Origin of the sequence: Aeromonas encheleia (assembly GCF_900637545.1) — a bacterium.
GTDB classification, from domain to species: domain Bacteria; phylum Pseudomonadota; class Gammaproteobacteria; order Enterobacterales; family Aeromonadaceae; genus Aeromonas; species Aeromonas encheleia.
Genome location: NZ_LR134376.1, coordinates 3,492,522 through 3,518,952 on the forward strand (window position 1 = coordinate 3,492,522; position 26,431 = coordinate 3,518,952).

General features: G+C 61.6%; 27 protein-coding genes. 13 read left to right on the forward strand and 14 right to left on the reverse strand.

Annotated features, from left to right (window positions below):
• The 4 genes from EL255_RS16050 to EL255_RS16065 all read right to left on the reverse strand — a co-directional run bounded on the left by EL255_RS16050 (window position 1) and on the right by EL255_RS16065 (window position 3,606).
• A complete protein-coding gene (locus EL255_RS16050) occupies window positions 1–1,266 on the reverse strand; it encodes a maltoporin (RefSeq protein ID WP_042654072.1) in 1,266 nt (421 codons plus the stop codon).
• 522 nt (window positions 1,267–1,788) lie between these two features.
• Entirely contained in the window at window positions 1,789–2,229 is a 441-nt protein-coding gene (locus tag EL255_RS16055) for a flavodoxin (protein ID WP_042654073.1), read from the reverse strand.
• Window positions 2,230–2,414: 185 nt separating this feature from the next.
• A complete protein-coding gene (gene truC, locus EL255_RS16060; protein WP_042654074.1) occupies window positions 2,415–3,161 on the reverse strand; it encodes a tRNA pseudouridine(65) synthase TruC in 747 nt (248 codons plus the stop codon).
• 109 nt (window positions 3,162–3,270) lie between these two features.
• The gene (locus tag EL255_RS16065; protein WP_042654075.1) at window positions 3,271–3,606 is read right to left on the reverse strand and encodes a YqcC family protein; all 336 of its coding nucleotides are present in this window, start codon (window positions 3,604–3,606) and stop codon (window positions 3,271–3,273) included.
• Window positions 3,607–3,814: 208 nt separating this feature from the next.
• Between EL255_RS16065 and EL255_RS16070 the strand changes: the two genes are divergently transcribed.
• The 5 genes from EL255_RS16070 to EL255_RS16090 all read left to right on the forward strand — a co-directional run bounded on the left by EL255_RS16070 (window position 3,815) and on the right by EL255_RS16090 (window position 6,978).
• A complete protein-coding gene (locus EL255_RS16070) occupies window positions 3,815–4,843 on the forward strand; it encodes a DUF3549 family protein (protein WP_042654076.1) in 1,029 nt (342 codons plus the stop codon).
• Window positions 4,844–4,926: 83 nt separating this feature from the next.
• On the forward strand, window positions 4,927–5,223 hold the full coding sequence (locus EL255_RS16075; RefSeq protein ID WP_042654077.1) for a DUF3301 domain-containing protein: 297 nt from the start codon (window positions 4,927–4,929) through the stop codon (window positions 5,221–5,223).
• A 68-nt stretch (window positions 5,224–5,291) separates the two neighbouring features.
• On the forward strand, window positions 5,292–5,528 hold the full coding sequence (locus EL255_RS16080; RefSeq protein ID WP_042654078.1) for a DUF2789 domain-containing protein: 237 nt from the start codon (window positions 5,292–5,294) through the stop codon (window positions 5,526–5,528).
• Between the two features lie 209 nt (window positions 5,529–5,737).
• On the forward strand, window positions 5,738–6,034 hold the full coding sequence (locus EL255_RS16085) for a hypothetical protein (protein ID WP_042654079.1): 297 nt from the start codon (window positions 5,738–5,740) through the stop codon (window positions 6,032–6,034).
• An 8-nt stretch (window positions 6,035–6,042) separates the two neighbouring features.
• Complete coding sequence (locus EL255_RS16090) at window positions 6,043–6,978, forward strand: Zn-ribbon-containing protein (RefSeq protein ID WP_042654080.1); 936 nt, start codon at window positions 6,043–6,045, stop codon at window positions 6,976–6,978.
• 119 nt (window positions 6,979–7,097) lie between these two features.
• Here EL255_RS16090 and syd read toward each other — a convergent pair whose 3' ends face one another.
• Window positions 7,098–7,646, reverse strand: a complete 549-nt coding sequence (syd, locus tag EL255_RS16095) for a SecY-interacting protein (protein WP_042654081.1) — start codon at window positions 7,644–7,646, stop codon at window positions 7,098–7,100.
• A gap of 91 nt (window positions 7,647–7,737) precedes the next feature.
• Between syd and queF the strand changes: the two genes are divergently transcribed.
• From queF to EL255_RS16130, 7 genes are all read left to right on the forward strand, one after another.
• Window positions 7,738–8,586 carry an NADPH-dependent 7-cyano-7-deazaguanine reductase QueF gene (gene queF, locus EL255_RS16100; RefSeq protein WP_042654082.1) on the forward strand — a complete coding sequence of 283 codons (849 nt, stop codon included), beginning with the start codon at window positions 7,738–7,740 and terminating at the stop codon, window positions 8,584–8,586.
• 119 nt (window positions 8,587–8,705) lie between these two features.
• Window positions 8,706–10,976, forward strand: a complete 2,271-nt coding sequence (locus EL255_RS16105; RefSeq protein ID WP_042654083.1) for a hypothetical protein — start codon at window positions 8,706–8,708, stop codon at window positions 10,974–10,976.
• An 82-nt stretch (window positions 10,977–11,058) separates the two neighbouring features.
• A complete protein-coding gene (locus EL255_RS16110) occupies window positions 11,059–12,660 on the forward strand; it encodes a GGDEF domain-containing protein (protein ID WP_042654084.1) in 1,602 nt (533 codons plus the stop codon).
• 158 nt (window positions 12,661–12,818) lie between these two features.
• The gene (gene ppnN / locus EL255_RS16115; protein WP_042654085.1) at window positions 12,819–14,174 is read left to right on the forward strand and encodes a nucleotide 5'-monophosphate nucleosidase PpnN; all 1,356 of its coding nucleotides are present in this window, start codon (window positions 12,819–12,821) and stop codon (window positions 14,172–14,174) included.
• Between the two features lie 135 nt (window positions 14,175–14,309).
• Window positions 14,310–15,113: a flap endonuclease Xni gene (gene xni, locus EL255_RS16120; protein ID WP_042654317.1), complete on the forward strand. Its 804-nt coding sequence runs from the start codon at window positions 14,310–14,312 to the stop codon at window positions 15,111–15,113.
• A gap of 146 nt (window positions 15,114–15,259) precedes the next feature.
• Window positions 15,260–16,267, forward strand: coding sequence for an isocitrate dehydrogenase (locus EL255_RS16125; protein ID WP_042654086.1), 1,008 nt, complete (start codon window positions 15,260–15,262; stop codon window positions 16,265–16,267).
• Window positions 16,268–16,385: 118 nt separating this feature from the next.
• Window positions 16,386–16,829 carry a hypothetical protein gene (locus EL255_RS16130; protein WP_042654087.1) on the forward strand — a complete coding sequence of 148 codons (444 nt, stop codon included), beginning with the start codon at window positions 16,386–16,388 and terminating at the stop codon, window positions 16,827–16,829.
• A gap of 86 nt (window positions 16,830–16,915) precedes the next feature.
• Here the strand turns inward: EL255_RS16130 and rlmM are convergent, their stop codons facing one another.
• From rlmM to dinB, 6 genes are all read right to left on the reverse strand, one after another.
• Complete coding sequence (gene rlmM / locus EL255_RS16135) at window positions 16,916–18,010, reverse strand: 23S rRNA (cytidine(2498)-2'-O)-methyltransferase RlmM (RefSeq protein WP_042654088.1); 1,095 nt, start codon at window positions 18,008–18,010, stop codon at window positions 16,916–16,918.
• The gene (locus tag EL255_RS16140; RefSeq protein WP_042654089.1) at window positions 18,003–18,389 is read right to left on the reverse strand and encodes a DUF423 domain-containing protein; all 387 of its coding nucleotides are present in this window, start codon (window positions 18,387–18,389) and stop codon (window positions 18,003–18,005) included. The genes rlmM and EL255_RS16140 overlap by 8 nt, the downstream gene beginning before the upstream one ends.
• 26 nt (window positions 18,390–18,415) lie before the next feature.
• Entirely contained in the window at window positions 18,416–19,054 is a 639-nt protein-coding gene (locus tag EL255_RS16145; RefSeq protein WP_042654090.1) for an alpha/beta fold hydrolase, read from the reverse strand.
• Window positions 19,047–19,967: a transcriptional regulator GcvA gene (locus tag EL255_RS16150; protein ID WP_042654091.1), complete on the reverse strand. Its 921-nt coding sequence runs from the start codon at window positions 19,965–19,967 to the stop codon at window positions 19,047–19,049. The genes EL255_RS16145 and EL255_RS16150 overlap by 8 nt, the downstream gene beginning before the upstream one ends.
• Window positions 19,968–20,249: 282 nt before the next feature.
• The gene (locus EL255_RS16155; RefSeq protein WP_042654092.1) at window positions 20,250–22,391 is read right to left on the reverse strand and encodes a methyl-accepting chemotaxis protein; all 2,142 of its coding nucleotides are present in this window, start codon (window positions 22,389–22,391) and stop codon (window positions 20,250–20,252) included.
• A gap of 66 nt (window positions 22,392–22,457) precedes the next feature.
• The gene (dinB, locus tag EL255_RS16160) at window positions 22,458–23,510 is read right to left on the reverse strand and encodes a DNA polymerase IV (RefSeq protein ID WP_042654093.1); all 1,053 of its coding nucleotides are present in this window, start codon (window positions 23,508–23,510) and stop codon (window positions 22,458–22,460) included.
• A 129-nt stretch (window positions 23,511–23,639) separates the two neighbouring features.
• On the opposite strand from dinB, the gene EL255_RS16165 reads away from it, so the two are divergent.
• Window positions 23,640–23,846 carry a hypothetical protein gene (locus EL255_RS16165; RefSeq protein WP_042654094.1) on the forward strand — a complete coding sequence of 69 codons (207 nt, stop codon included), beginning with the start codon at window positions 23,640–23,642 and terminating at the stop codon, window positions 23,844–23,846.
• A gap of 73 nt (window positions 23,847–23,919) precedes the next feature.
• Here the strand turns inward: EL255_RS16165 and nqrM are convergent, their stop codons facing one another.
• The 3 genes from nqrM to nqrF are packed head-to-tail and all read right to left on the reverse strand — an operon-like array spanning window position 23,920 to window position 26,420.
• Window positions 23,920–24,144, reverse strand: coding sequence for a (Na+)-NQR maturation NqrM (gene nqrM / locus EL255_RS16170; protein ID WP_042654095.1), 225 nt, complete (start codon window positions 24,142–24,144; stop codon window positions 23,920–23,922).
• Window positions 24,145–24,155: 11 nt separating this feature from the next.
• A complete protein-coding gene (locus EL255_RS16175; protein WP_042654096.1) occupies window positions 24,156–25,193 on the reverse strand; it encodes an FAD:protein FMN transferase in 1,038 nt (345 codons plus the stop codon).
• A gap of 3 nt (window positions 25,194–25,196) precedes the next feature.
• Window positions 25,197–26,420: an NADH:ubiquinone reductase (Na(+)-transporting) subunit F gene (gene nqrF, locus EL255_RS16180; RefSeq protein ID WP_042654097.1), complete on the reverse strand. Its 1,224-nt coding sequence runs from the start codon at window positions 26,418–26,420 to the stop codon at window positions 25,197–25,199.
• Window positions 26,421–26,431 lie beyond the last annotated feature (11 nt).

Below are 26,431 nucleotides of genomic sequence, written 5' to 3' on the forward strand. Positions count from 1 at the left end.
TTACCACCAAGCTTCTGCCTGAACACCCACGGTCCAGGTGTCATCCTGCCTAACACCATTACTGTCAGCACGGAAGGCTCCATCCTGTTGCAGGTAGCTGGCGAACACGCGAAGCTCCGGACGGGACCACCAGCCAGGACCGGCAGACCAAGCCTGCGCCAAGGTGTATTTGGAACCATCAGTGCTGGTCTCAGAGCCTCCCTTCAAGGTCTGCTGATCCTTGAAGTAGCCCGCTTCCAGGTAGGTCTTCATGTAGTCGTTCCACTTATAAGCAGGACGAATAACCACCGAGAAGGTATCACGATCATCGTACTCTCTCATTACCCCCTTCTCGATCTGAGCGAAGTCACTGGACTTGCCATAGACCAACTGGTGACCCAGTTCGACCTTCTCACCGAGTGAAATCACCCCGTGGTTGATCAGACGGATACCATCACCGCTACCTGAGTTTGCTGTCAGGCCGCTGCCTGAGCCGCTACCGTAGTTGGAGGCTTGGCCGGCCAAACCGTCGATAAAGTACTGGACTACGGTCTTGTTGAAACCACCCATCACGGCCCAAGTCAACTCTCCAGTGAGCATGTGACCATCGTCGATATTCGGGTACTGTGCGTCCTGTTGATCGGTCGGGTTGGCATTGGCGAAGTCATAGCCCAGCTCAAGGGAAGCATCTTTCCACAGGGGGATGCCCGCGTAACGAATGTCAAAAACATTGGTGTCGAGAGTGCTACTGTCACCATCGATAGTATCGTAAGAATCCCACGGATCGTTGCGGACAACGGCCACAGAGAGTTTACCTGGGCCCGCCTGGATGTTTTCTACACCGGCACCAGCACCGGAGACGTCCCAGTAGTAGAAGTCGGACAGGTGGATATCATGACGTTGGTAGTAACGCTTACCGGCCCAGAGGGTTTCGCCACCACCAAACAGGTTCTTGGCCTGCACGTTGAACTGACGCAGAGCAAAATCGGCGTCATTTTCTTCACCTTCCCAGTCACGCTTCTGGCCTGAGGTCATAGCAAACATGGAATCTACATAGAAGGTTTTATTATCCTTGCTGAAGACTTCCTGACCCAGTTGAACTTCACCGTAGGTTTCATTCTCGTTGCCCAGACGACCGACACGCTGCTTGTTCAGAGTCTGCATTTCACCGTTGTCGGAAACACCAACACCTGAACGGAAGTAGCCGTGGAAATCAACGGCGAAGGCGGCTTGGGAAGCCAGGGCAGCGGTTACTGCTGCTGCAATCGGGAGCCACTTTGCTTTCATTTTCATTTTTCCTTATTCCCGCTGGGAGTGTGATCCTGATATTCAAGTTCTTATCACCAGAAATCATTTCGGTGATAACCGGGGTCGATTATAAGTAGCGAATTTCGCGACAAACATGAGCTGATTCACAAAACGGCGACAAATCGCGCACCACACCCCTGACGAGTGAGTGAGGGATGGAAAACTGACAATAACAACAACCAATGCATCACTAGACCCAACAAATAAGCAATAAATCACCAATGAAATCGCTTTCAACTATTAATTTGCGATGAGGAATAAGATGAAAACCCTCAATTCCATGACGAAAACATGACTGAAATCGCTTTCAATGCGGAACTTTTAATTTTGTAACTTGTCGCAGTTCTGATGAATAACGGCTTTTTTAGCGGAGTGCGGGTACAGAAAATAACCTGACAAAGTACAGGATATATTTAAGAGAAAGCTTGGCTGCCCCCCAAAATAACTATCCCCCAGCGGCAAGCCGATGGGGGATAAAATAAGAATATTGGGCCAAGAGGATTACAGTTTATTTTCCCAGGTTTTCAACCAGGCCATGGCTGCAACTTCAGGCTCATCTTCCACAGTCGCGTCTATCTCCAGACGCGGTACCAGGGCCTCGGCGGCCAGATCCTGCAACAACCCATCCAACTGGCGACCGGCCCCGCAGAAGTGTTCGTAACTGCTGTCCCCCATGGCGATGAGGGCATAACGCCACCCTTTCATGTAGGGCGCCCGATCGGCCAGGGCGCTGGCAAAGGGCAGCAGGTTGGGGGGAATGTCGCCCTGCCCGGTGGTAGCACTGATCAGCAGCAAGAAGCGGGACGCGTCTATGTCCTCCAGCTCGGCTTCGTCGAAGATCCGGCAGACATGGCCCTCGGCTTGCAGATGATCGCTCAGGGTCTCGGCCACCAGCATGGCCGAGCCATAGACGGTGCCGACCAGGATATCTATCTCGGCCATCAGCGGCTCCTCTGGCGAAGAAGAGGGCCTGGATCTCGCAGGATGTTCTGGGTCTTGGCCCCCGGCAGGCGCGGGGCACGCGGGGTGGCTAGCGGGGTATCTCTCTGAACCATAACCTGTTCCTCTGACTGACGTGGCCTATAGCATGCCACAGCCCGGTCAGAGGCAACAGACCGTGGGGATGGCTAGACCGCGTAGTCGCTCTCGCTGGCAGGCCAGCCCAGCCTGGCAAACAGACCCAGCACCTCTGGTCCGAGCGGAGCCTGGATCCGCATCGGCACCTTGAGCACCGGGTGCTCGAAGCTCAACTTGTGGGCGACCAGCAGCAGCCGCTCACAGCCATAATGCTCGCGGAAGAAGCGATTATGACGACCATCACCGTGGGTGGTATCACCGACGATGGGGTGGAACAGGTGATCCAGGTGGCGACGCAGCTGATGCTTGCGGCCCGTCTTGGGGAAGAGCCGGACCAGGCTGTAACGGCTGGTGGGATGCTTCTTGGAGACCGCATGGGGCAACTCGACCCGGTGCAGGCTGCGAAACGTGGTCACCGCCTCCTGGGCGGGACGATCGGGGTTGCTCATGGCATCGGCGATCTTGTCCAGCTGCTCTTTGAGCGGATGGTCAATCAGCCCCTGCTCGGGCGCCCAGCCCCGCACCAGCGCCAGGTACTCCTTGTGCACCTTGCGGGCGGCAAACGCCTCGGTCAGGGTGCGCGCCACCGCCGAGTCCAGTGCAAACAGCAGCACCCCCGAGGTGGGGCGATCGAGCCGGTGCACGGGGTAGACGTGGCGACCGCCGATGAGATCCCGGGTCATCTGCATGGCGAAACGGGTCTCGGCCTTGTCGAGCCAGCTGCGGTGCACCAGCAGGCCGGACGGCTTGTTGACCGCCACCAGCCAGTCATCCTGATAGAGCAGGGTCAGTTTCATTGCTCCACCGCCTTGCCACCTGACAGCAGGTCGTAACAACTTCCGATGAGACGCAGAGGCCCCATGACCCCAGCCAGCGCTTCCTTCTGATAGAGCCGAGTCAGCTTCATTATTGCTCTACCACCTTGCCACTCAGCAGCAGATCGAAGCGGCCGATCAGCCGCAGCAGATCGGCGACCTCGGCCAGCTCTTCCTTGTAGACTTCGCTCGCCATGGGATAGAGGGAGACGCTGGTTGGCAGCGGCGCCTGCAACATCACCAGCTGCTCCATGCGCGGGATCAACACGAACTGCAGCCATTGATCGAAGCTCAGGGTATCGACGCAGAATGGTAGCTCGCTCGCCAGCGCCTCGGCCCCCGGATGCTCGGCTTGCCAGCGATCGAGGCGTTGCAACTCGGCGGTGAGTTCACCCAGCAGGTTGGCTACCAGCAAATATTGATTCATCTCGCTCTCTTCCTCATCACCACATTAACGGCCCACCCACTGCATGACAGAGGGAGATGGCCGAGCTCATCAAAAAGGGGCGCTACTATACACCGCCCCCCCGGCGGCTGCCATGTTGCCATCACGGCCGCGCCCTCGCACGCCACCACTGGCTATCTGATGCAGCCTCCTTATAATCGCCGGCATCCTCTTTAAGCCGGACCATCACATGTCTGACATCAATACCCTGACCGAATTCCTGACCCAGGCCGATACCGAGTTCCAGCTGTTCGACATGGGCCGCCAGGTGCGCCCGCTGGCGCGCGATCTCTTCGTGCGCATCGAACAGCAGCAGGAGCCCTACCCCTGGCCGCTGCAGCAGCACGCCTGGCTCGGCGTGCACTTCTTCCAGCCGGCCGAATCCAGACACTACCTCTGGTTCCTCAAGTTCGCGCTCGATGAGCGCGGTCTGCTCATCGGCAGCGGCCCCAAGCACTTCATGGATCAGGTGATCGAGACGCTGGGTTACAAGCTGACCGGCGAGCTGGATGAGGATAAGGCCCAGCGACTGGCCGACAATCCCTACACCTTCCGCCCGGCCGAGGCCAAGATGGCCAGCCTGCACGCCAAGCTGGCCCGCCAGCTGGAGCAGGCCCCTTCCGCCTACTACGACGCTCTCTGTCACTATCTGGCGGCACCGGGTGAAGAGGGCTGGCAGAGCCTGGGGCTGCAAGGCTTCGCCGATCTGGCCGAGCGGCTGCAGGACGAGCGCAATCTGGCGCTGGTGTGCAAGGCGCTGCCGCGACTGCCCCAGGCCCCGCTCTATGCCCTGTGCCAGAGCCTGGAGAACGCCCCGCTGCCGCCAGCGCTGCAAGGCGCGCTGCTCGAGCGCATCGGCAAGGAGCAGGAGTGCGCGGCCCCCAATGCCGAGACCCTGGCCTATCTGTGCCGGGCGCTGGCCTCCTGCCCCGGCAACAAGCTGCGCAGCAACAAGCTGCTGACCCTGCTGCAAACCCAGCCGAGCCCGGCCCTGCTGCTCGCCATCGCCGGCCGCCTCTGGCCCGATCTGCAGTCCCCCGCGCTGCTCAGCCTGTTTCTGGAGCAGCTGGCGCTGCAACCGGCCCAGTTCTTCAATCAGCTGTTTGCCGAGCTGGTGACCCTGCCGGCCCTGCGCAATGATATGCTGGCGAGATTGCGTGACCCCGAGCGCAGCGATGCCCTCGGCCAGGCCATAGGCCGGTTGTTCGCCTCGGCATAGCCATATTCGGCGCGACGGCCCTGGCCCCCATCGTTCAGGGCGGGCCAGGGCCCTCATTCATACCTCACAGAAGGAACCCGCTGATGGGAGAAATGCTTGGAATCTTGCTGCTGATTTTCGTCGGTGGGGCCTTCTGGCAACAGCGCCGCCAGGCGGAACTGGCCTGGCAATACATGCGGCGTTACTGCCAGCATCACGATCTGCAACTGCTGTCGCTGGCCCGCACCCACCGCGCCCTGGGGCACAAGCCTCTGCGCCTGCTGACCTATTACCAGTTCGAGTTCTCCAGCGATGGGGAGAGCCATTACCAGGGCCAACTCTGCATGCAGGGCCTGCACGTCGCCGGGATCGAGCTGCCCCCTCATCGCCTGCCTTCGTAGCGGCGGTTGGGGGCAATGGTGACGAGGCTGGCTATAATTCTCGACAATCGCCCTCAAGGAGATACGAGATGGAATTGCTGACCCACGACATGTCCGCCCTGTTTGCCCAATTGGGCCTGGCCAATGACGAAATAAGCCTGCACCGCTTCATCCGCGAACACCACCTGGACAACCAGACCCTGCTGCCCGAGGCCACTTTCTGGAATCCTTCCCAGGCGGTGTTTCTGCGCGACGCGCTCTGGAATGACTCCGACTGGTCGGAAGCCATCGACCAGCTGGACGTGATGCTGCGCCAGGCAAACTGAGCGGGCCAGCGTCGGCCCGCTTGCCTGACGGGCGGGGTTTGAGCTCTGTGCCCCAATCACCTCTCAATCGCCCTGGCTTCCCCCCGCCCCAACAAACTGAGCCGGCGCCCTTCGCTCTGCTTTCCTGAAGGGCAGGCTTTGATTAAGATCTGTGCCTCCATCCGCAAGCAGCAAGACGGCCGCCAGTCAGGTCGCAGTGAGAAGCCCAGATGTCAGCCCAAGAGATCATCAAGATCGCCAACGAACTGAGTGCCAGGGGGATCACCCCCTCGACCGCCATGGTCAAGGCCCGCCTCAGTCACCCCGTGCCCATGGCCGAGCTGCTCAAGGTGTTGAGCCAATGGAAGCAGCAACCCCAGCCGGCCGAGCCGATTGCGGCCACGCCCCCGGTGGTCGCAGCGCCCCCGGCTGAGGTGGTCAGCCTGCAACAGCTGAGCGAGCAACTCGATCGGCTCGAGCAGAAGGTCGATCGCCTGACCGCCCTGCTGCTCAAGCAGCCGGACTGAGCGCCGCCATGTACATCCTCGAACTCAGCTTTGTATGCTACCGCGACACCTCCCTCGGCGAGGCCGAGCAGGCCATAGTCAACTACCTGGACATGCTGCGCTATCAGGGTCAGATCCTGGGGCGGGAGTTTCCCACCAGCATGCAGGATGGTTGCTTCGTCAGCCGGGTCGTCTGCCCCGAGCAAGACAGCCTGCACCCGGATAATCAGAGCGAGCAGGTCGCGCTGGCCGAACAGGGCCTGCACCAGGCCGGTCTGCTGGCCCCCAAGCTGCATCTGCAAGGGATGGATCTGCTCTCCGACAGCACGGATCCCTGCGGCCAGGGCCATCTGCTCGCCTCAAAGACGCATCAGCAAGGCATGGATCTGCTCTCCGACAGCACGGATCCCTGCGGCCAGGGCCATCTGCTCGCCTCAAAGACGCATCTGCAAGGGATGGATCTGCTGTCCGACAGCACGGACCCCTGTGGCCATGGCGATGAGCGACCTAGCTGGATGCTGCTCTACACCAGCTTCCTGCACAGCTGCTCGCCGCTGCGCTGCGGCGATCATTTCGCCCCCATCCCGCTCTACCGCCTGCCCGCCATCGCCAACGGCGACCACAAGCAGATCATCAAGTGGCAGGAGGACTGGGAGGCCTGCGATCAGCTGCAGATGAACGGCTCCATCGCCGAACACGCGGCGCTGCACGAGATAGGCGAGGTGGGCAGCCGCCTGCAGCGCCGGGGCAGCGATCTCGCCAAACGGCTGGAGGGCTCGAGCGGGATCCCGACCTACTACTACCTCTATCGGGTCGGCGGCCTGAGCAAGGCCGCGGAACAGGCACGCCCCTGCCCCGGCTGTGGCGGTGACTGGGCACTCGAGGCGCCGCTGCACGAGATCTTCGACTTCAGGTGCGATGCCTGCCGGCTGGTCTCCAACCTCTCCTGGGACTTCAAGGATTAAGGAGGTCTGCGCCGCACCAAACGCCGCACATAGAGAAGGGCCTTGCCAGCTGGCAAGGCCCTTCTCATTCACGCCGGCTCAGGGCTTGGGGCCGAGCACTGCCCGCCCTCAGACCCACTTCAGTACGGCAGGGTCTCCAGCCGGGTGAGGAACGCCGGCAACGAGGGGGCCAGCGACAGGCGGCGGCCGGAGTCGAGCCATTCCAGCCAGACCTGGCCGCTCTCGTTATCCAGCGAGATCAGCGTCATCTCGTTGCGGGTGGTGGCGATGAACAGCGACGGCGAGCGTTTCAGCTTGCGCAGCATCAGCAGGTGACCGATGAGGTTCTCCCTGAGCAAGTCCAGATCAGCCTCGTTCCAGGGCAGGATCAACTCGATGCGCAGCCCCTTGTAGGAGCAGGGGATGGGGCGGCTGAACCAGTGGCCGAACAGGGCGAGGGCGGCGGGATGCAGCACCAGCTCCAGCGCCTCGCTCATGGCGGTGAAATCCGCCGGTGTGTCGCGTTGCACCGGGCGCCAGGCCACCCTCCCCTCCTTGGGTTCATCCAGCTCACAGGGCGAGCGCCATTGCGGCTCCCACTCGCACAGGGGCAGGCCCCGCCTCGCCTCGCCATCGCGCTGCCAGCGTAAAAAAAACTGCTCCAGGGCAGACAAGACTTGATCCGACATCGATATTCCCCACAATAGCGGCCAAGGATAGCCGCAATAAAATGACCGCAAAAGCCGGTCATTGCACCATCAAACCGTTGAGCAAACAAGCATGAGCAAACAAGAGAGATACGCGGGCGCCAGCGCGCTGCAGGGCCTGAGCCTGGGTCAGCAGTCGGCCTACATCAGCCAGTACGCCCCTGAGCTGTTGCAACCCGTGCCACGCAGCCTGAACCGCGACGATCTGGGCCTGGGCGAGACCCTGCCCTTCCAGGGTTGCGACGTCTGGACCCTGTACGAGCTCTCCTGGCTCAATGCCAAAGGCAAGCCCATGGTGGCGCTCGGCGAGGTGGCCGTGCCCGCCACCAGCCCGAACCTCATCGAATCCAAGTCGTTCAAGCTCTACCTCAACTCCTTCAACCAGACCCGCTGCGACTCGCTGGCGGCGGTGCAGGCCCTGCTGGTCAAGGATCTGAGCGCCTGCGCCGGCAGCGAGGTGAGCGTCACCCTGTTCCCGCTCGATCAGGCGCCCCATCAGATAGCGGCGCTGCCGGGGGAGTGCATCGACGAGCAGGACATCGAGATCGACGACTACGAGTTCGACCAGACCCTGCTGCAGGGCGCGGCGGGCACTGACATCGTCGAAGAGACGCTGCACAGCCATCTGCTCAAGTCCAACTGTCTGGTCACACGCCAGCCGGACTGGGGATCCCTGGTGATCCACTACCGCGGCCCGCGCCTCGATCGGGAAAAACTCTTGCGCTATCTCATCTCGTTCCGCCAGCACAACGAGTTCCACGAGCAGTGCATCGAGCGCATCTTCATCGATCTCAAGCACTTCTGCGGCCCGAGCCAGCTGACCGTCTATGCCCGTTATACCCGCCGCGGCGGGCTGGACATCAACCCCTTCCGCAGCGACTGGGAGCGGGTGCCCGCCAACCTGCGCCTCATCCGCCAGTAACCGCGGGACGCGGCTGACGGGCGGGGCCCGGCGGCCCGTCGCGCAAGCCATCAGTAAACTCTGGACGCACAGGGGGGGCTTGGATAACATGCCTGCACCCCTGTGCTGCTCTCAATCCAATGAATCAACTGTTTTTTCTGGCAATGATGATGTCCTCCCTGTCGGCTCCGGATCTGGATCTGGCCAAGGAGCAGTTGTCTATCGATCTGCAACAGGCCCAGACCCTGGTGCTGACCGATCCCGCCAGATGTGTCCAGATTGCCTCCTCCTTCCTCGAACGCACAGCCAATAATCCCAAGCAAATCATCAGTAACCGCCAGGAATACGGCTATCGGGAGCCGATGCTGAGCTATGGCACGGCCACCCAGGCCACCGGGGCCCATCTGCTCAAGGGCGAGTGCCTGCAGCAACTGGGGCAGTTCAGGCTGGCCCAGGAATCCCTCGATCAGGCCATCGCCATGGCCGAGAAGGAGCAGCAGTTCGAGCTGCAGGCCCACGGTCTCTACCTCAAGGTCCGCAGCCGGAACCAGCAGGAGAGATCCCATGGCGCCGGCGCCATCCTGCTCGATGAGCTGGACAAGTTGCTGGCCAACCCCGGCCTCAAGGAGAGCCAGCTGCAGGTCTATAGCCGGCTGCTGCACGTCAACGCCAGCATAGAGGGGCAGCAGTTCGATCTGGCCAAGCGCCAGCTGAGCGAGGCCCACCAATGGGCGGAGCAGGCCAAGAATCCCCTGGCCATGGCCTGGGTCAGTGCCGTGGGGGGGGATCTCTACCACGCACTCGGACAACCCCAGCTGGCCCTCGGCGACTACATCGATGCCCAGCAGCAGGCCAAAAACCTGCAGGATCCGCTGTTCCTCGGCCTGCTGTCGAACCAGGTCGTCAACCTCTATCAGGAGGAGCAGGAGCCGCAGAAGGCGCTGCAATATGCCAATGAGGCCGCCAACTACTTCCACGCGCTCGGCAACCCTTCCCTGCTGAGCGATGCGCTGATCGTGCTCGCCCGCCTCAACCGCGATCAGGGCGAGATGAACATGGCGTTGGTCTATTTCTTCAACGCGCTGGACCTGCTCGACGAGAACAACAGCCGCACCCGCATCGCCCACCTCAAGTTCGAGATCGGCAAGACCTATCTGCAGACCGGCAACCTGACCCTGGCCCGCAACTACCTCAACGCGGCGCGCCAGTCCCACGAGATGGGAGATGACAAGGAGTCGCTGATCGACACCCTGCTGCTGCTCGGGGAGCTGCACCTCAAGCAGAAGGAGGCGGGGATCGCCATACTGCAGCTGGAAAACGCCCTGACCCTGGCCAACCGGCTCGGGGACATCCGCCGCCAGTTCGAGATCTTTCGCCTGCTCTCCATCGCCTACGAGCAGAAGGGCTACCTCAAGCAGGCCCTCGACAGCTACAAGAATTATCACCAGCGCAGCGAGTTGGTGCGCCAGCAGCAGCTCGATCTGGAGCAGGAAGCGGTCCGTGACAACTATGCCCAGGTGGAGCGCGTACAGCAGGTCAAGGAGCTGGAGCAGCGCCTCGACGTCAGCCAGCATCAGCAGGAGCGCTATCTCTGGTCCAGCGTCAGCACCGGCCTGCTGCTGGCCCTGTTCATCTACCTGTTCTTCACGCTCTGGCTCAAGCTGCGGGTCGCCCGCCTCAATGCCAGGCAGCTGGGAGAGGCCCTGCTGATCGAGCCGCGCAGCGGCCTGGCCAACTGGCAACGGCTGATGAGCCGCTGGCCGCGGGAGATGGCCAAGCGCCAGCAGAAATCCGAGCGCTGGTATCTGAGCGAGCAGCCCACCAGCGAGTTTGACGACAAGCTGCACTACCTGCTGTTTCGGGTGCCCTTCCTGGTCAACAGCCTGGAGCGGCACGGTTATCAGGTCAGCCGCGAAATAGAGCAGGCCTTCGGCCACTACATCAACCGGCTGACCCCGCAGGATGGCCGCATCTACGATCTGCGCGAGGGCCATCTGCTGTATGTGGTGCCGCAGCGCCACGTGGCCCAGCTGCATCAGCTGGCACAGGAGCTGCTCGATACCCTGGCCGCCTTCCCCTGTGACTACCCGCTGGATCGCCACATCAGCCTCGGCATCGTCAGCCACCCCTTCCTGCCGAAGGCGGCGACCGCGCTCGACCACCACGGCCTGTTCGACCTCTGCTATCTGGCGCTGTCAGGGGCCATGCAGCTCAGTGAAAAACACCGCCAAAGCGTCTGGTTGGAGCTGGCCGCCATCGATTGCCAACAGGCCGCGTTTTTTAATGGCGATGTGTGGCAATGCTGCTTGATGGCAATTGACAAGGGACTGGTAAAAGTAAATTCTTCTCATGAAAAGCAATGGGTTAATTGGCTTCAGCTTTCACGGACGAAAGTGCCGGACAACCCATGACATTAGGTACTCAACGGGGTCTTTCATTGGCTTACTGTTGCTGGACGATACAAAAACGATAATGAACAGGGCGACCTGAATAATGAATGACATCGCTGCCGTAACAGGACAACTGGCAAGACTCAGGGAATCCCTCCAGCAAAAACAGCAGGAGCTCGATGGCATGGCCACGTTCTCCGATGCCGAGCGCACCCGCAGCATCCAGTTCATCGGCAAGCTGATGCAGGCCTGCCGCGGTCACGATCGTGAACTGGACAACCGGCTCGCCAAGCTCAAGCAGAAACTCGATGGCAATCCCCCGCTCTCGTCGCTGGATGGGGATCTGGCCGCCATCGAGAAGCTGCTGCAGCAACACGGCAGCGCGCTGGAGGAGTCCATCAGCCTGACCCAGGCCACCATAGAACTGGGCAGCAAGCAGCTCAAGTCCATCAAGGGCTTCCCGGAAGAGACCCGCCGCTCGCTCAAGGAGTTCCTGACGAGCCCCGAAGGCTATGGCATCGGCGATCACCAGAAGAAGGTGGTCCGTCTGCTGGAGTTCTACCAGCAGGCCATCAAGATCCAGCTGCTGCCGACCCAGCCGCTGCTCACCCCGACGCAGGGGGCGGCCACCGATCTGGCGGCGCCCGGTCCCATGGATCCCTTCGATGTGAAGGCCCACGCCCAGATTGCCGACGAGTTGCAGCGGCTCATCACCGAGCTCGACTTCGCCGGTGCCGTGGGCGAGAGCCTGGCGGACATCCGCCGCCAGCTGCTGGGGGGCATCACGCCGCCGCTGCTGGCCGAGATCTGCCTGCAGATCATCGAGCTCATCATCGAGGGCACCCGGGAGGAGCGTAAGTCCTCCCAGGCCTTCCTCAGCACCCTCAACGAGAGCCTGTCGGCGGTCCATTTCAGCTTCACCGAATCCCTCGACGAGGGTCGGGCGCTGCAAAATGCCACCCTGCTCAGCGGCCAGGCGCTCGATCGGGAGCTGGAGGCCATCGATCACACCCTGGCCAGGCACAACTCCCCCATGGAGCTCAAGGGCGCCATCGCTGGCCACCTGGACACCATTCGCCACCTGCAGCAGGACAGGGAAACCATGGCCAGCCGTGAGCGCCATCTGCTCACCCACCTGTCCAACATGGAAGCCAAGCTGCGGCTGATGAAGGAGGAGACCGCCGAGTACAAGAAGCGGCTCACCATCCAGAAGCACAAGCTGTTCCTCGACAGCCTGACCCAGGTCCACAATCGGGCGGCGCTCGACGAGCGGCTCGAACTGGAATACAAGCGCTGGCTGCGTTACAGCACCCCGCTGTGCCTGGCCATCATCGACATCGACCACTTCAAGAACATCAACGACAACTACGGCCACATGGCCGGTGACAAGGCGCTGAAGGTGGTCGCCAAGGCCCTGCAGAGCGCCTTGCGTGATACCGATTTCATCGCTCGCTTCGGCGGAGAGGAGTTCGTGGTGCTGCTGCCGAACATCAACCCGGACAAGTACCAGAAACCGCTGGAAAACCTGCGTCAGACCATCAAGAGCATCCCGTTCCGGTTTAGGGACGCCAGGGTCGAGATCACCATCTCCATCGGCGCCACCCTATTTCGCGAAGGGGATCACACCACTGATGCGTTCGAGCGGGCCGACAAGGCGCTCTACAGCTCCAAAAATCTGGGGCGGGATCAGGTCAATCTGGCCTGAACCCGGCCTGACCGCTGGCTAAAAAACCGGCAAACGCACTCCAGCCCTATTCCCCTGCCCCACCGCTTGCCTCTACTATCGAAATCGAGGGATGTCACGGCATCCCGTTTTCTCCCCAGGGAAAGCACAACGATAACAAGACGAGTGAAGGGGAACTTATGATTACGCACATCAATCCTGTCGGCAGCATGGACTTGCTGTCCCAACTCGAGGTGGATCGCCTCAAGCAGACCGCCTCCAGCGATATCTATCAACTGTTTCGCAACTGCTCGCTGGCGGTGCTCAACTCCGGCAGCCACACCGACAGCTCCAAAGAGATACTGGAGCGCTTCAAGTCTTTCGACATTCATGTGATCCGGCGCGAGCGCGGGGTCAAACTCGAGCTGTTCAATGCACCCGAGCACGCCTTCGTCGATGGCGAGATCATCCGCGGCATCCAGGAGCATCTGTTCTCCGTGCTGCGGGACATCCTCTACGTCTCGGCCCAGCTGGAGTCGAACCGCCAGGTCAATCTGACCAACGCCACCCACCTCTCCAACCTGGTGTTCGCCATACTGCGCAACGCCAAGGCGATCCTGCCGGGGGCGGATCCCAACCTGGTAGTGTGCTGGGGCGGCCACTCCATCAACGAGATCGAGTACCAGTACACCCGCTCGGTGGGCAGTGAGCTGGGGCTGAGGGAGCTGAACATCTGCACCGGTTGCGGCCCGGGCGCCATGGAGGGTCCCATGAAGGGGGCCGCCGTCGGCCACGCCAAGCAGCGGGTACGCAACGGCCGCTATGTCGGCCTCACCGAGCCGTCCATCATCGCCGCCGAGCCGCCCAACCCCATCGTCAACGAGCTGGTGATCCTGCCGGACATCGAGAAGCGGCTGGAGGCCTTCGTACGCCTGGGCCACGGCATCATCATCTTCCCCGGTGGGGTCGGTACCGCCGAGGAGCTGCTCTACCTGCTCGGCATCATGATGCACCCGGCCAACGAGCGCCAACCCATCCCCATCATACTGACTGGTCCCAAGGAGAGTGCCGACTACTTCCGCGCCATCGACGACTTCGTCAAGGCGACCCTGGGGGAACCGGCCACCCGCCTCTACCGGATCATCATCGGCGATGCGCCCGAGGTGGCTCGCGTCATGAAGGAGGCCATGCCCAAGATCCGCGAATACCGCAAGTCTGTCGGGGATGCCTACTCCTTCAACTGGTCCTTGCGGATCGAGCCGGAGTTCCAGCTGCCATTCGAGCCGGATCACGCCAGCATGGCCAGCCTGGATCTGCACCGCAACCAGCCACCCCAGCTGCTGGCTGCCAACCTGCGCCGCGCCTTCTCCGGCATAGTCGCCGGCAACGTGAAGGAAGGGGGCATCCGCGCCATCGAGAAGAAGGGCCCCTTCAAGCTGCACGGTGACAAGGAGCTGATGCACCTGATGGACCGGCTGCTGGAGAGTTTCGTCAGACAGCAACGGATGAAGCTGCCCGGCAGCCAATACATCCCCTGCTACGAGATAGTAAAGTAAGCGGCGAGCTGACGGCACTGCGCCGATCATGACAGTAGGGGCACCCGGGTGCCCCTCTCTCCCCCAGCACATGAAGGGCTACCATGACGCCCGTCCCTTGTTACAATGGGCCGTCCCGACTTCCAAGAGCGCCCCATGTCAAACCTCAGGCCACACCTGCTCATCATCGATGCCCTCAACCTCATCCGTCGTCTGCATGCGGTCCAGGCCCAGCAGGCGCTGACCCCGGCCCAGGCCTTGCTCGCCACCCGCGCCAATCTCATCAACACCTGCAAGAAGCTGCTGGCCAGCAGCGAGCCGACCCACGTCATAGCGGTGTTTGACGGCGAGGTGCACAGCTGGCGCAAGGAGATCTATCCGGCCTACAAGGAGGGGCGCACCCCCATGCCAGCCGAGCTGCGCGACGGGCTGGCCGACCTGCAGGATGCCTTCTGGGAGTGCGGCGTGGATGCCCTGCTCTCCCAGACCGACGAGGCGGACGATCTTATCGCCACCTTAGCCAGCGGGATTGCCCAGCACGGAGCCAGGGCCACCATCATCTCCACCGACAAGGGGTTCTGCCAGCTCATCTGCCCGCAGATCCAGATCCGGGACCATTTCAACAAGCGCTGGCTGGATGCGGCCTTCGTGCAGCAGCAATATGGCGTCACCCCCGACCAGCTGGTGGACTTCTGGGCCCTGACCGGCATCGGCGGCTCCAACATCAAGGGGGTGCCGGGCATAGGCCCCAAGACCGCCACCGCGTTATTGCTGCAACATGGCAACCTGGCCGCCCTGCTCAGCGCCTGCCAGCAGGAAGAGGCCGGCAAGCCCCTGCTCAAGTTGCGCCAGCATCAGGATGAGGCGCTGCTGGCCCAGCGGCTGGTGCGCCTGCAGCGGGATATTCCGCTCGGCTTCAACCTGCGGGAGATACGCTACCCACCGCAAGCCGGTGAATGAGGCAGGCCGTCAGCACGCTGCATCCGATGGTGCGGCTCCTGTTGACATAAGTGGGATGAATGTAAAGAAACATGGAGGATGTGGTGCAAAAATGGTATAAAACAGCCGAATCCTCCCCCTCTGTTCCCTAGAAGTGGATACCTCTCATGTCAAAAAGAAAAATTACCGTCATTCCGGGCGACGGCATAGGCCCCAGCATCATCGAATCCGCCATCCAGATCCTGACTCACGCCGGTTGTGACTTTGACTACGACTACGCCGATGCCGGCCTGGTCGCACTGGAGAAGCACGGCGAGCTGCTGCCCCAGGCCACGCTGGATCTGATCGAGAAGAACAAGGTCAGCCTGAAGGGCCCGCTCACCACTCCGGTCGGCGGTGGTTTTACCTCCATCAACGTCTCCCTGCGCAAGAAGTTCAACCTCTACGCCAACGTGCGCCCTGTCATCTCCTTCAAGGGCACCCGCAGCCGTTACGACAACATCGACATCATCACTGTGCGTGAGAACACCGAGGGCATGTACTCGGGTGCGGGCCAGAAGCGCAGCGATGACAACCAGAGCGCCGAGGCGATGAGCATCATCACCCGTGACGGCGCCGAGCGCATCGTCACCTTCGCCTTCGAGCTGGCCCGCCAGGAAGGCCGCAAGAAGGTCACCATCATCCACAAGGCCAACATCCTCAAGTCCACCTCAGGCCTGTTCCTGGAAGTGGCACGCGAGGTCGCCGCCCGTTATCCGGATATCCAGAACGAGGAGATGATCGTCGACGCCGCCTGCATGAACCTGGTGATGTACCCGGAGCGGTTCGATGTGATGGTCACCACCAACCTGTTCGGCGACATCCTCTCGGATCTCTGTGCCGGTCTGGTCGGCGGACTGGGCATGGCCCCTGGTGCCAACATCGGCGAGGGTGCCGCCATCTTCGAAGCGGTACACGGCTCGGCGCCGGATATCGCCGGCAAGAACATCGCCAACCCGACCTCGGTGATCCTTGCCTCCATCCAGATGCTGGAATATCTCGGCATGCAGGACAAGGCCGAGCGCATCCGCGAGGCGGTGCGTTCGACCATAGAGTCAGGTGATCGGGTGACGCGGGATCTGGGGGGCAGCGCCTCCACCAGCGAATTTACCCAGGCCATCATCGACCGTCTGTAAATACGCCTAACCATATGATTTTAAAAGGGAGCCTCGGCTCCCTTTGTTTTATACCGGATCCCCCTACCTCCCTCGTCAGATGAATACTATGTTCATATGAGGGATAAGGAGATCCACTATGCGTGCTACGTTCATCTTGCTGATCTTCAGCAGCAGTGCCATGGCATTAGACAGACCCATCGACAACGCCTGGTTGACGCCACCGCCCCAGAGCGCTCAACCGGCCGCGCAAGTCTGGCAGTCCACTATCGATACCAACGACCTGCTCAAGGCTCCCAAACAGCTCTCGTTTGGCGTGGACATCATGACCGACAGCAATGGCGCCCAGCAGATCACCCCCTACCAGAAACTGAACCTGACGGCCGAGAAGAGCGTGAGTCTCTCCTTCGAAAAGCACAAACCCAGGATCAAGTTCAACGCCGGCGGCATCAACACGGCGGTCAAGCTGAGGGGGGATGGGGTCAAGATGCAGTTCAACCCGACCGACAAGACCATACCGCTGCAGGTAGAGCTCAAGATCACGGATGACGAGTCCATGATGCGCTTCGACTACCGTTTCTAAGAGAACCGCATAACAAAAAACCGGACGGGTATACCCGTCCGGTTCTGTTTTGCCGTCACGATGACTGCGAGAGTGCTATCCCGAGGTCAGACCTTGGGCTCCAGCTTGGAGACCCAGTACTTGTTGTAGACGTGCACCGTGATCTCTTCCCGATCGTGATAGAGCTGCTTGGCCTGGATCACGAACGCATTGTCGATCTCCTTGAGCAGGCCACGCAACACCTCTATGTTGTGCACCGCCTCGGCATAGCGCTTCTTCATCGGCAGCTTGAGGTTGAACATGGCCTCCTGGCAGTCGTTCTCGCGGAACCAGTCGGCGATCATGTGGGTCACCCGTGCCGGCTTCTCCACCATGTCGCACACCAGCCAGTAGATGTTCTTCTTGCTGGGACGCCAGACGAAGCCGTCATCGCGCAGGTGTTTGACCTGACCTGTGTCCATCAGGGACGGGGCCATGGTGCCGTTATCCACCGCGGTCACCATCATGCCGCGACGCACCAGCTGATAAGTCCAGCCACCCGGGCAGGCGCCCAGATCGACGGCCTTCATGCCGGAGGTGAGGCGCAGATCCCACTCTTCCTTGGGCACGAACACATAGAAGGCCTCTTCCAGCTTGAGGCTGGAGCGGCTCGGTGCATCCGGCGGGCAGCGCAGACGCGGAATGCCCATGTGGAATTCGGAGTTGTTGAACGAGTAGGAGTAACCAATCAGCAGGTGATCGTTGGCCATGAAGAAGGCGTGGAACACCGGACGGTGCGGCGTCTCCTTCTTGGTCAGCAACTCGTTGCTGCGCAGCGCCTGGCGCAGCGGCACTGTGAACTTGCGGCAGAAGGCCGACAACTCTTTCGCTTCGTTGGTGTCGGCGGTCTCGACCCGCAGATCGCCACAGATGGTGTAGCCGCTGGCCGCCTCTATGATGGGCGAGATCCGATCGGACAGATCCAGATCCTTCAGCTCATGGGTCACCACCAGCATCTGGCGGATGAAGATAAGCTCCTTGAACGGCAGCTTGCGGGCCAGCAGATCGGCCTGCTCCTCGTCATACAACTCGAAAATCACATAGCCGCTGTCGTCCTTGACCCGGGCGAAACCGTAACACTGCATGCTACTGGCACGTTCGGTGATCTCTGCCGCCGCCTCTTTCTCAAAACCGGGGCGGCAATAAAGCAGCAGATTATTCATTCTTTCCTCCAAGACGACAGCCAGCCCATATCAGAGCCGTCCATCCCAACATAAAACAGAGGCCACCGGCCGGGGTGATGAGCCCCAGCCCCTTGCTGCCAAGCAGCACCATGGCATAAATACTGCCGGAGAATCCCAGGATCCCCAGCACAAAGGCGGTGCCAGCGAAGGTGATCACCTTGCTGCGCACACCGCACCAACCCAGGATCAACAGGGCCAGTGCGTGAAAAAACTGATACTGCACGGCGGTGTTGAACGCCGCCAGACGGCCGGCATCGATGCCGGTCGCCGCCAGTCCGTGGGCGCCATAGGCCCCCAGCATGGTAGCCGTCAGGCCGAACAGGCCGGCCAGCACCAGCCAATGTCGATGGATTTGCATCCCACTCTCCTTGCTCTTCAAGGCGCTCAGCGCGTTGCCGAGGTCGCGTCGATAAAGCGCCTCATCTGATCCGCCGCCTGTTGCAGGTTCTCCTGCTCGCTCACCCCGCTGGCTTTTCTCGGCTTGAAGCCATGATCACCATCGGTCAGCCAGTGGACCGATACGGCGGGTGAGAAGGGGAAATCGGCCAGTTCGGCACGGCTGCCGAAGGTGTCGCGCTCCCCCTGCAACAACAGGGTCGGCGTCTTGATCTGCTTGAGCACCTCGCCCCGCCAGCTGTCGGGCTTGGCCGGGGGGTGGAAAGGATACCCGAGAATGAGCAATCCTGCAGCATTCATCTCGTCGCCTTCGTTGTCATAAAGAGCGGCCGCCATCCGTCCCCCCATGGACTTGCCCGCCAGAAACAGCCGGGGATGGGCAAACTGGTGCACCATCTCGCGCCAGTGGGCGAGCAACACCGGCTGCCTGTCTGGCGGCCTGCGCTTGCCATCCAGGGCCCGCTTGCTCATGTAGGGGAAGTTGAAGCGGACTACCTCGATGTCCGGTCCCGCCAGCAAGGCAGAGAGCCGGGCGAGGAAGTCGTGCTCCATGCCGGCACCGGCACCGTGGGCCAGCAGAATGCGAATGGGGGCGTCAGTCGCCCCTTCCCTCATCACCTCAGGCATCGGCGAGACGCGCCCGGCGGCGGGCCTCCTCCTGCTCCACCAGCTCCAGCATCCAGTCGCGGAAGGCCACTATCTTGCCCTGATCCGACTGCTGCTCCTGGCACACCAGATAGAAGGCGTTCTTGCTGACCAGTACCTGCTCGAACGGGCAGATGAGACGACCCGCCTCGATCTCGGGCTGGGCTAGCACGCTGTGGCCGAGCGCCACCCCCTGGCCGTGGATCGCCGCCTGGATCACCATGGTGGAGTGGCTGAAGATGGGCCCCTGGTTGACGTTGGGCGCATCGATGTCGAGCTGGCGGAACCAGGCCTTCCAGTCGCGACGGGAGGTGTCGTGCAGCAGGGTGTGCCGGACCAGATCCTCCGGGGTGCGCAGCGGCTTGGGGCCGGTCAGCAGCAGCGGCGAGCAGACCGGGATCAGGTATTCGGTGTGCAGCTTGTCACAGCGCAGTCCCGGCCAGTTGCCGCGACCATAGTAGATGGCCACGTCCACGTCATCGGTGAGCGAGCCTTCGTCCATGTCCACCGCCTTGATCCGCACGTCTATGTCCGGATGGCGTTCGCTGAACTTCACCAGCCTGGGCACCAACCACTGGATGGCAAAGCTCGGCTGCAGGCTGACGGTGAGCGCGCCCTTGGCGCTGCGGGCCAGCAGCTTGTCGGTCGCCTCGGAGATGGAGGCGAAGATGTCCTTGATGTCGAGGAAGTAACTCTGCCCCTCCTCGGTCAACAGCAGGGAGCGGTTCTTGCGGCGAAACAGCTTGATGCCGAGGTACTCTTCCAGCGCCTTGATCTGGTGGCTGATGGCGGCCTGCGTCACGAACAGCTCTTCCGCTGCCCGGGTAAAGCTTAAGTGACGGGCGGCGGCTTCAAACGCTTTCAGTGCATTGAGCGGGGGTAAACGACGAGACATGAGATGACCGACGATGAGTTTTTCTAATGGTGCGCATTATAAATTGTCGGTTGCGGGCCGACCAGTGAATAAACATAATTCGCCACGCAATCCGTTGCCATATGGCTCACACCTTCTCTTCCATGTTGGTTTACATGTGGTTTTTGTGAGTGGGCCGGCAAAGATTGTGGTGTTGTGTTTCTTCCTCTGCGGGAAGAAGGGCTTAAATCGGACCGATTTAACCCAGTCTGTCATCTGAATGTGTTTGGCGCCTCCGGTTGGATGGCGCCTTTTTTCTTATCCCTATACCTTGAACTGCCCCACCAGCTGCTGCTGTTTGTCCGCCAGTTGCGACAACTCGCGTCCGTTGTCGGCCGAGGTGGCCGCCTCGGCCCTGATGGTGTGGCTCACGTCGCGGATGTTGCTGACGTTGCGGTTGATCTCTTCCGCCACCCCGCTCTGCTCCTGCGCCGCACGGGCAATCTGCTCGTTCATCTGGTGGATGGTGCCGACCGCCTGGATGATCTGCTCCAGCACGCTGACCGACAGCTCCACCTTGCCGAGTGTCACATCCGCCTGGCTGTGGCCCGTCATGATCGCCTTGACCACCGCCTCGGTGCCCGACTGCAGCTGGCTGATCAGGGTCTGGATCTCGACGATGGCATTCTGGGTGCGGCCGGCCAGGTTGCGCACCTCGTCGGCCACCACCGCGAAGCCGCGCCCCTGCTCGCCGGCCCGGGCGGCCTCGATGGCGGCATTGAGCGCCAGCAGGTTGGTCTGCTCGGCGATCCCCTGAATGACGATGAGGATGTCGTTGATGTTGTCGCTGTTGGCCGCCAGCCGCTCCACCACCGGCTTGGCGTCGCTGATCACCGTCATCAGCCTGGACATGGCCTGCTGGGTGTCGGCCACCACGGACTTGCCCTCCTGCGCCGCCGTGTCGGCCTGATTGGCCGCATCCACCGCCGAGTTGGCATTGCCCGCCACCTGCAAGGCGGTGGCGCTGAGCTCCTCGAACGCGGTGGCGACCAGATCCACCTCCTGATACTGGGCCTGCATGCCGGCACTGGTGCGCTCGGCCCCCTGCGCCGCCTGAGTCGCGCTGGCCCGGGTGCCGGCGACCGTATCGATCACCTGGCTGATGGTGGATTGCAGCTTGTCGAGGAAGTTGTTGAACCACCTGGCCAGCTCGCCGATCTCGTCATCGCGCTGCAGATCGATGCGCTGGGTCAGATCCCCCTCGCCGCTGGCGATGTCCTTGAGACGGGCCACCACGGTGCGAATGGGGGCGACTATCCGCCGCGCCATCAGCCAGATGCAGAGCAGGGCGAGCAGCGAGATCACGCCCCCGATCAGCAGCTGTGCGACCACGCTGCGTTGGGCCTGACCTTCGAGTTCCCTCTGCAGCTGCAGGGCAGAGGAGAGTACCACGGCACGGGGCAGCTCGATGTAGATGCCCCACTTGCGATCGGTGCCACGCATCCTGACCGGCACGAAGGTCTGCAACAAGGCGCCATCCGGGCTCCAGCGGGTGACCACCTCGCCCTGGCCGAGCCAGCCCTTCAGATCCGTCGCCAGCCCCTGATCCTGCTGGCCAAGGAGGTTGCCGAGCCTGACCTCGAATCCCTCCACCCCGGCCACTCGGCCCTCGTGGCTGAGCAGCAGCACCTTGCCCTGCCCCTCATAGAGGGTCTTGTCCATCTCCTCCACCAGGCTCTGCAGCCTGGTCAAGGAGATATCCACCCCGACCATGCCGAGCAGGGTCCCCTGCTCCAGCAGGGGCGCCGTCACCGAGGTCATCAGCACCTCCTGGGTGCCGACCTCGTCGAGATAAGGCTCGAGCAGGCAGAGGGCCCGCGAGCGGATGCTGCAGCTGTACCAGCCATTTTCCACCCCGCCGTTGGCGGTCGGCTTGTCGTCGGCCAGCACGGCCTCATCCATGACCTCCAGCGTCACCTTGCCATCGACCCTGGCCCAGTAACTGGAGAAACGCCCCTTGTCATTGGCCCCCAGCGCTGTCGAGCCCTGGTAGTTGGCGTCCTCGCCATCGAGCTGATTGGGCTCGAAGACCCCATAGACCCCGAGCAGGTTGGCGGACGATTCTGCCGCATCCTGCAGCTGCTGGTTCACCGCGCCGCGCAGCGCCTCCGAGTGGACGAAGTTGTCGGCCGCGTTCTTGCGCTGGAACAGTATGCCCTCGGCCAGCAGGGTGGCCCGGAAATAGGCTTCATCGAGATAGCTGGTCACCCTGGCCGCCTGGGTAGCACCCATGGCCTGCATCCAGTTCTCCGCCGCATGTTGCGCCTCCAGGGTGGTGGAAGTGAGTACCTGCTCCTGCATGCGAGCGGCATTGAAGAGGGAGGACGCCACCAGTGCCGCGGCACTGGCCAGTAAACAACAGCCGGCGATCAGGGTGATCCGGCCCTGAACAGAAAGAGAACTCATGCCACATTTCCTGACTTCTAAAGGTGTAAGTACTGTATCGGTTTAGGAAACTAAAACTTAACCATATCAACTCAGATCCAGGCTGAGTTGGTTGATTTCCCCGGCACCGGGCAGACCCACCACCAGGCCGAGCAGGCGAATGGGTTTTCCTTGAGCCCGTTGCAGCCCCTCGTGCAGCAGGTCGTGGAACAGGGCGGCCTGATAACCCCCGCGGCGGTAGACGGTGGTCTGCTGAAAGTCGGCAAACTTGAGCTTGATCCCCTGCCCCATCAGCGCCTCGGCGGGGCAGGCCCGGGCGAAGCGCAGCTCCAGCTCGGGGATGAGCTGGCTCAACACCTGCCAGCAGGCCGCCTCGTCCAGCACATCGCTGGCGAGGGTGGTCTCCACCCCTATGCTCTTGCGCACCCGCTGGGCCTGCACCGGCTGATCGTCCTGACCCCAGATCCGCCCCGTCAGCATCTCTCCCAGCTTGCCGAAGCGGGCGCAGAGCTCCTCGGCAGAGAGGGCCCTGGCGTCCTCGCAGGAGTAGAGCCCCTGGGACTCCAGCCGATCCGCGGTTTTGCGCCCTATGCCGGGCAGCTTGCCGAGGGGCAGCTGGCGCACGAACTCGTCCACCTCCTGCGGCCTTATCACGAACAGGCCGTCCGGCTTGCGCTGCTCGGAGGCGAGCTTGGCCAGAAACTTGTTCGGCGCGACCCCGGCCGAGGCGGTCAGCCCCAGCTCGCTGACGATGGCGGCGCGGATCTCGGCCGCCATCAGGGTGGCGCTGCCGCCGCAGTTGGGGCTGTCGGTGACGTCGAGGTAGGCCTCGTCCAGAGAGAGCGGCTCCACCAGCTCGGTGTAGCGCAGGAAGATGGCGCGCAGCTGGCGGGAGACCTCCTTGTAGAGCGCCATCCGGCCAGGGATGAGGACCAGTGGCGGGCAGAGCTTCATGGCCAGGCCGCTCGGCATGGCGGAGCGCACCCCGAAGCGGCGCGCCACATAGTTGCAGGTCGAGATGACGCCGCGCCGATCGGCGGAGCCGCCGATGGCCAGCGGCACCTCGCGCAGGGCCGGGTTGTCCCGCATCTCCACCGCGGCGAAGAAGCAGTCCATGTCGATGTGAATGATCTTGCGCATACCACTGTATAAATAGACAGGCAATATTCCCATGCTACCCCAGCACTGTCATTTCTGCCAGCACGCGAGCGGAGGAGAGAGAATAGACTCTTAAGGCACCGTTCAATCTGAGACTCAAGGAGGAGAGAGATGAGAAAATTCTGGCTGGGACTCTGCCTGCTGCCGCTGCTGGGCATGGCCAAGGATCAACCGACCGCGGAGTGCAGCTGGCTGTTCGAGCGCATCGAGCTGCTGGAGAAGGCCATCAAACAGGGGGACGAGCTCGGCACCCGGGAGGAGCTGGCGCGCTGGCAGGCGGAGTTCAACAAGAAGCGCTGTCGCCAGTACGACTACTGAGCGCCATAAAAAAGCGAGCCGACCATGGGTCGGCTCGCTGGCATTCGAGAGCGGTTGTGACAAAACACGCGAGTCAGATGATCCGGTTATCGACCAGCATCTTGCGACGGGCCTCTTCCTTGGCCATCTTCTTCTTGCGGTTATCGCAGGGCTCCGGGCAATCACACTCCTTTTCGATCCCTATAGTGCCGAGCCCTCCACAGGAACCGGAAATGGTCTTCTTCTGGAAGATGTAGCCGATGGCCATGGCCACCACTACCGCCAGAAACACCCCGAAGGTAATCAGAAAAATCTGCATGTTGTTACCCCTTACTTCTTAACCAGATAGGGCTTGAAGGCATCCGAATAGGCCTCTTCGAAGCCGTCGTCCGTCTTGGTGATGATGAAGATCGCCAGCCCCCGCTCCTTGGCATAGGCCAGGCTCTTCTGCGGCCCCATCACCATGAACACGGTCGCCAACCCGTCTGCGGTCATGCAGGAGGGGTGGATCACCGTCACCGAGACCATGCGATGTTGGATGGGCTTGCCCGTCACCGGATCTATGGTGTGGGAGAAGCGCTTGCCATCCATCTCGTAGTAGTTGCGATACTCACCCGAGGTGGCTACGCCGTTGTCCCCCGGCAGGATCACCTCCTGCACCGAGCCGGCATTGGCGGTCGGCTTCTCGATGGCGACGCGCCAGGGGTGTCCCTTGCCGTTGACGCCATTGATGCGCAGCTCACCGCCGATCTCCACCAGGTAGTTGCGCGACCCCAGGGATTCCAGATACTCGGCGACCTTGTCCACCCCGAAGCCCTTGGCGATGGCGGAGAGATCCACGTAGAGATCCGGAATGTCCTTCTGCAGGGTATCGGCATCGGCGGAGGTGATCACGTGCAGATTGCCCAGCCCCGTCTTCTGGCGGGTCTGGCTGATCAGCTCGTCGGACGGCACCTTGGTCGGCCGCTTGTCCGGGCCAAAGCCCCACAGATTGACCAGGGGACCCACGGTCACATCCAGTGCGCCGCGGCTCTCGCGGCCAATGTGAATGGCCTCGGTCACCACCCGCGCTGTGTCGCGGGACACCACCAGCGGGGTCGAGCCCTTGTGCTGGTTGAAGCGCGACAGCTCGGAATCCGGTCTGTAGGTCGACATCTGATCGTTGACCCGCTCCAGCAGGACATCGACTTCGGCCTGCAGCTTGGCCGCATCTGTGACGCTGCCATCCGCCACCTTGATGGAATAATAGGTACCCATGGTGCTGCCGGTGATGTGGATCTCCGGCTTGGATTGGACCGTTTCCTGACCGCACCCCGTCAAGAAAAAGGCTAGCCCGAAGGCTAGCCAGGTCTTTACAACACTGTGCATGGATTAACCACCAAAGTCATCCAAAAGGATGTTTTCGTCTTCAACACCGAGGTTTTTCAGCATGTTGATGACGGCAGCGTTCATGACGGGAGGCCCGCACATGTAGAACTCGCAATCTTCCGGCGCCTCGTGGTTCTTGAGATAGTTCTCGAACAGCACGTTGTGGATGAAGCCGGTGTAGCCATCCCAGTTGTCTTCCGGTTGCGGATCCGACAGGGCGACGTGCCACTGGAAGTTGTCGTTCTCGGCGGCCAGCATGTCGAAATCTTCGACATAGAACATCTCGCGCTTGGAACGGGCACCGTACCAGAAGCTCATCTTGCGCTTGGTCTTCAGGCGACGCAGCTGATCGAAGATGTGGGAGCGCATCGGCGCCATGCCCGCACCACCGCCGACGAACACCATCTCGGCGTCGGTGTCCTTGGCGAAGAACTCACCGAACGGACCCGAGATGGTCACCTTGTCACCAGCTTTCAAGCTGAAGATATAGGAGGACATCTGGCCGGGAGGCGCGGTCCAGTTGCTGGGCGGCGGGGTCGCGATCCGCACGTTCAGCATGATGATGCCGAACTCTTCCGGATAGTTGGCCATGGAATAAGCACGGATGATCGGCTCATTGACCTTGGACTCCAGCTCGAAGATCTTGAAGCGATCCCAGTCCCCGCGATACTCCTCGGGAATATCGAAGTTCTTGTACTGCACGTGGTGGGCAGGGGCTTCGATCTGGATATAACCACCGGCGCGGAACGGCACGCTCTCGCCGTCCGGGATCTGCAGCTTGAGCTCCTTGATGAAGGTGGCCTTGTTATCGTTGGAGATAACGGTGCAATCCCACTTCTTCACCCCGAAGATCTCTTCCGGCAGCTCGATGTCCATGTCGGAGCGGACGGTGACCTGACAGGCCAGACGCTCGCCATGACGGGCTTCGCCCTTGCTGATGTGATCCAGCTCGGTCGGCAGAATATCGCCGCCGCCGGCTTTCACCCGCACCTTGCACTGACCACAGGAGCCACCGCCGCCACAGGCGGAGGAGACGAAGATACCGCTGCCGGCCAACACGCCGAGCAGCTTGCCACCCGCCGGGCTGGTGACAGCCTTGGCCGGGTCGCCGTTGATGCTGATTGTCACGTCACCGGCGGTCACCAGCTTGGACTTGGCGAACAGAATGACTGCCACCAGGGCCAGCAGGATCACGGTGAACATGACCACACCCAGAATAATTTCCATCTATATTTCCT

Coding starts and splice junctions, on each gene's coding strand:
- nqrF (WP_042654097.1), bottom strand. CDS start 26,420: ATGGAAATTATTCTGGGTGTGGTCATGTTCACCGTGATCCTGCTGGCC.
- EL255_RS16125 (WP_042654086.1), top strand. CDS start 15,260: ATGTCAAAAAGAAAAATTACCGTCATTCCGGGCGACGGCATAGGCCCC.
- EL255_RS16055 (WP_042654073.1), bottom strand. CDS start 2,229: ATGGCCGAGATAGATATCCTGGTCGGCACCGTCTATGGCTCGGCCATG.
- EL255_RS16070 (WP_042654076.1), top strand. CDS start 3,815: ATGTCTGACATCAATACCCTGACCGAATTCCTGACCCAGGCCGATACC.
- queF (WP_042654082.1), top strand. CDS start 7,738: ATGAGCAAACAAGAGAGATACGCGGGCGCCAGCGCGCTGCAGGGCCTG.
- EL255_RS16050 (WP_042654072.1), bottom strand. CDS start 1,266: ATGAAAGCAAAGTGGCTCCCGATTGCAGCAGCAGTAACCGCTGCCCTG.
- dinB (WP_042654093.1), bottom strand. CDS start 23,510: ATGCGCAAGATCATTCACATCGACATGGACTGCTTCTTCGCCGCGGTG.
- rlmM (WP_042654088.1), bottom strand. CDS start 18,010: ATGAATAATCTGCTGCTTTATTGCCGCCCCGGTTTTGAGAAAGAGGCG.
- EL255_RS16110 (WP_042654084.1), top strand. CDS start 11,059: ATGAATGACATCGCTGCCGTAACAGGACAACTGGCAAGACTCAGGGAA.
- EL255_RS16085 (WP_042654079.1), top strand. CDS start 5,738: ATGTCAGCCCAAGAGATCATCAAGATCGCCAACGAACTGAGTGCCAGG.
- EL255_RS16065 (WP_042654075.1), bottom strand. CDS start 3,606: ATGAATCAATATTTGCTGGTAGCCAACCTGCTGGGTGAACTCACCGCC.
- EL255_RS16130 (WP_042654087.1), top strand. CDS start 16,386: ATGCGTGCTACGTTCATCTTGCTGATCTTCAGCAGCAGTGCCATGGCA.
- xni (WP_042654317.1), top strand. CDS start 14,310: ATGTCAAACCTCAGGCCACACCTGCTCATCATCGATGCCCTCAACCTC.
- EL255_RS16145 (WP_042654090.1), bottom strand. CDS start 19,054: ATGCCTGAGGTGATGAGGGAAGGGGCGACTGACGCCCCCATTCGCATT.
- EL255_RS16150 (WP_042654091.1), bottom strand. CDS start 19,967: ATGTCTCGTCGTTTACCCCCGCTCAATGCACTGAAAGCGTTTGAAGCC.
- EL255_RS16075 (WP_042654077.1), top strand. CDS start 4,927: ATGGGAGAAATGCTTGGAATCTTGCTGCTGATTTTCGTCGGTGGGGCC.
- nqrM (WP_042654095.1), bottom strand. CDS start 24,144: ATGCAGATTTTTCTGATTACCTTCGGGGTGTTTCTGGCGGTAGTGGTG.
- EL255_RS16165 (WP_042654094.1), top strand. CDS start 23,640: ATGAGAAAATTCTGGCTGGGACTCTGCCTGCTGCCGCTGCTGGGCATG.
- truC (WP_042654074.1), bottom strand. CDS start 3,161: ATGAAACTGACCCTGCTCTATCAGGATGACTGGCTGGTGGCGGTCAAC.
- EL255_RS16155 (WP_042654092.1), bottom strand. CDS start 22,391: ATGAGTTCTCTTTCTGTTCAGGGCCGGATCACCCTGATCGCCGGCTGT.
- EL255_RS16140 (WP_042654089.1), bottom strand. CDS start 18,389: ATGCAAATCCATCGACATTGGCTGGTGCTGGCCGGCCTGTTCGGCCTG.
- EL255_RS16175 (WP_042654096.1), bottom strand. CDS start 25,193: ATGCACAGTGTTGTAAAGACCTGGCTAGCCTTCGGGCTAGCCTTTTTC.
- syd (WP_042654081.1), bottom strand. CDS start 7,646: ATGTCGGATCAAGTCTTGTCTGCCCTGGAGCAGTTTTTTTTACGCTGG.
- ppnN (WP_042654085.1), top strand. CDS start 12,819: ATGATTACGCACATCAATCCTGTCGGCAGCATGGACTTGCTGTCCCAA.
- EL255_RS16090 (WP_042654080.1), top strand. CDS start 6,043: ATGTACATCCTCGAACTCAGCTTTGTATGCTACCGCGACACCTCCCTC.
- EL255_RS16080 (WP_042654078.1), top strand. CDS start 5,292: ATGGAATTGCTGACCCACGACATGTCCGCCCTGTTTGCCCAATTGGGC.
- EL255_RS16105 (WP_042654083.1), top strand. CDS start 8,706: ATGAATCAACTGTTTTTTCTGGCAATGATGATGTCCTCCCTGTCGGCT.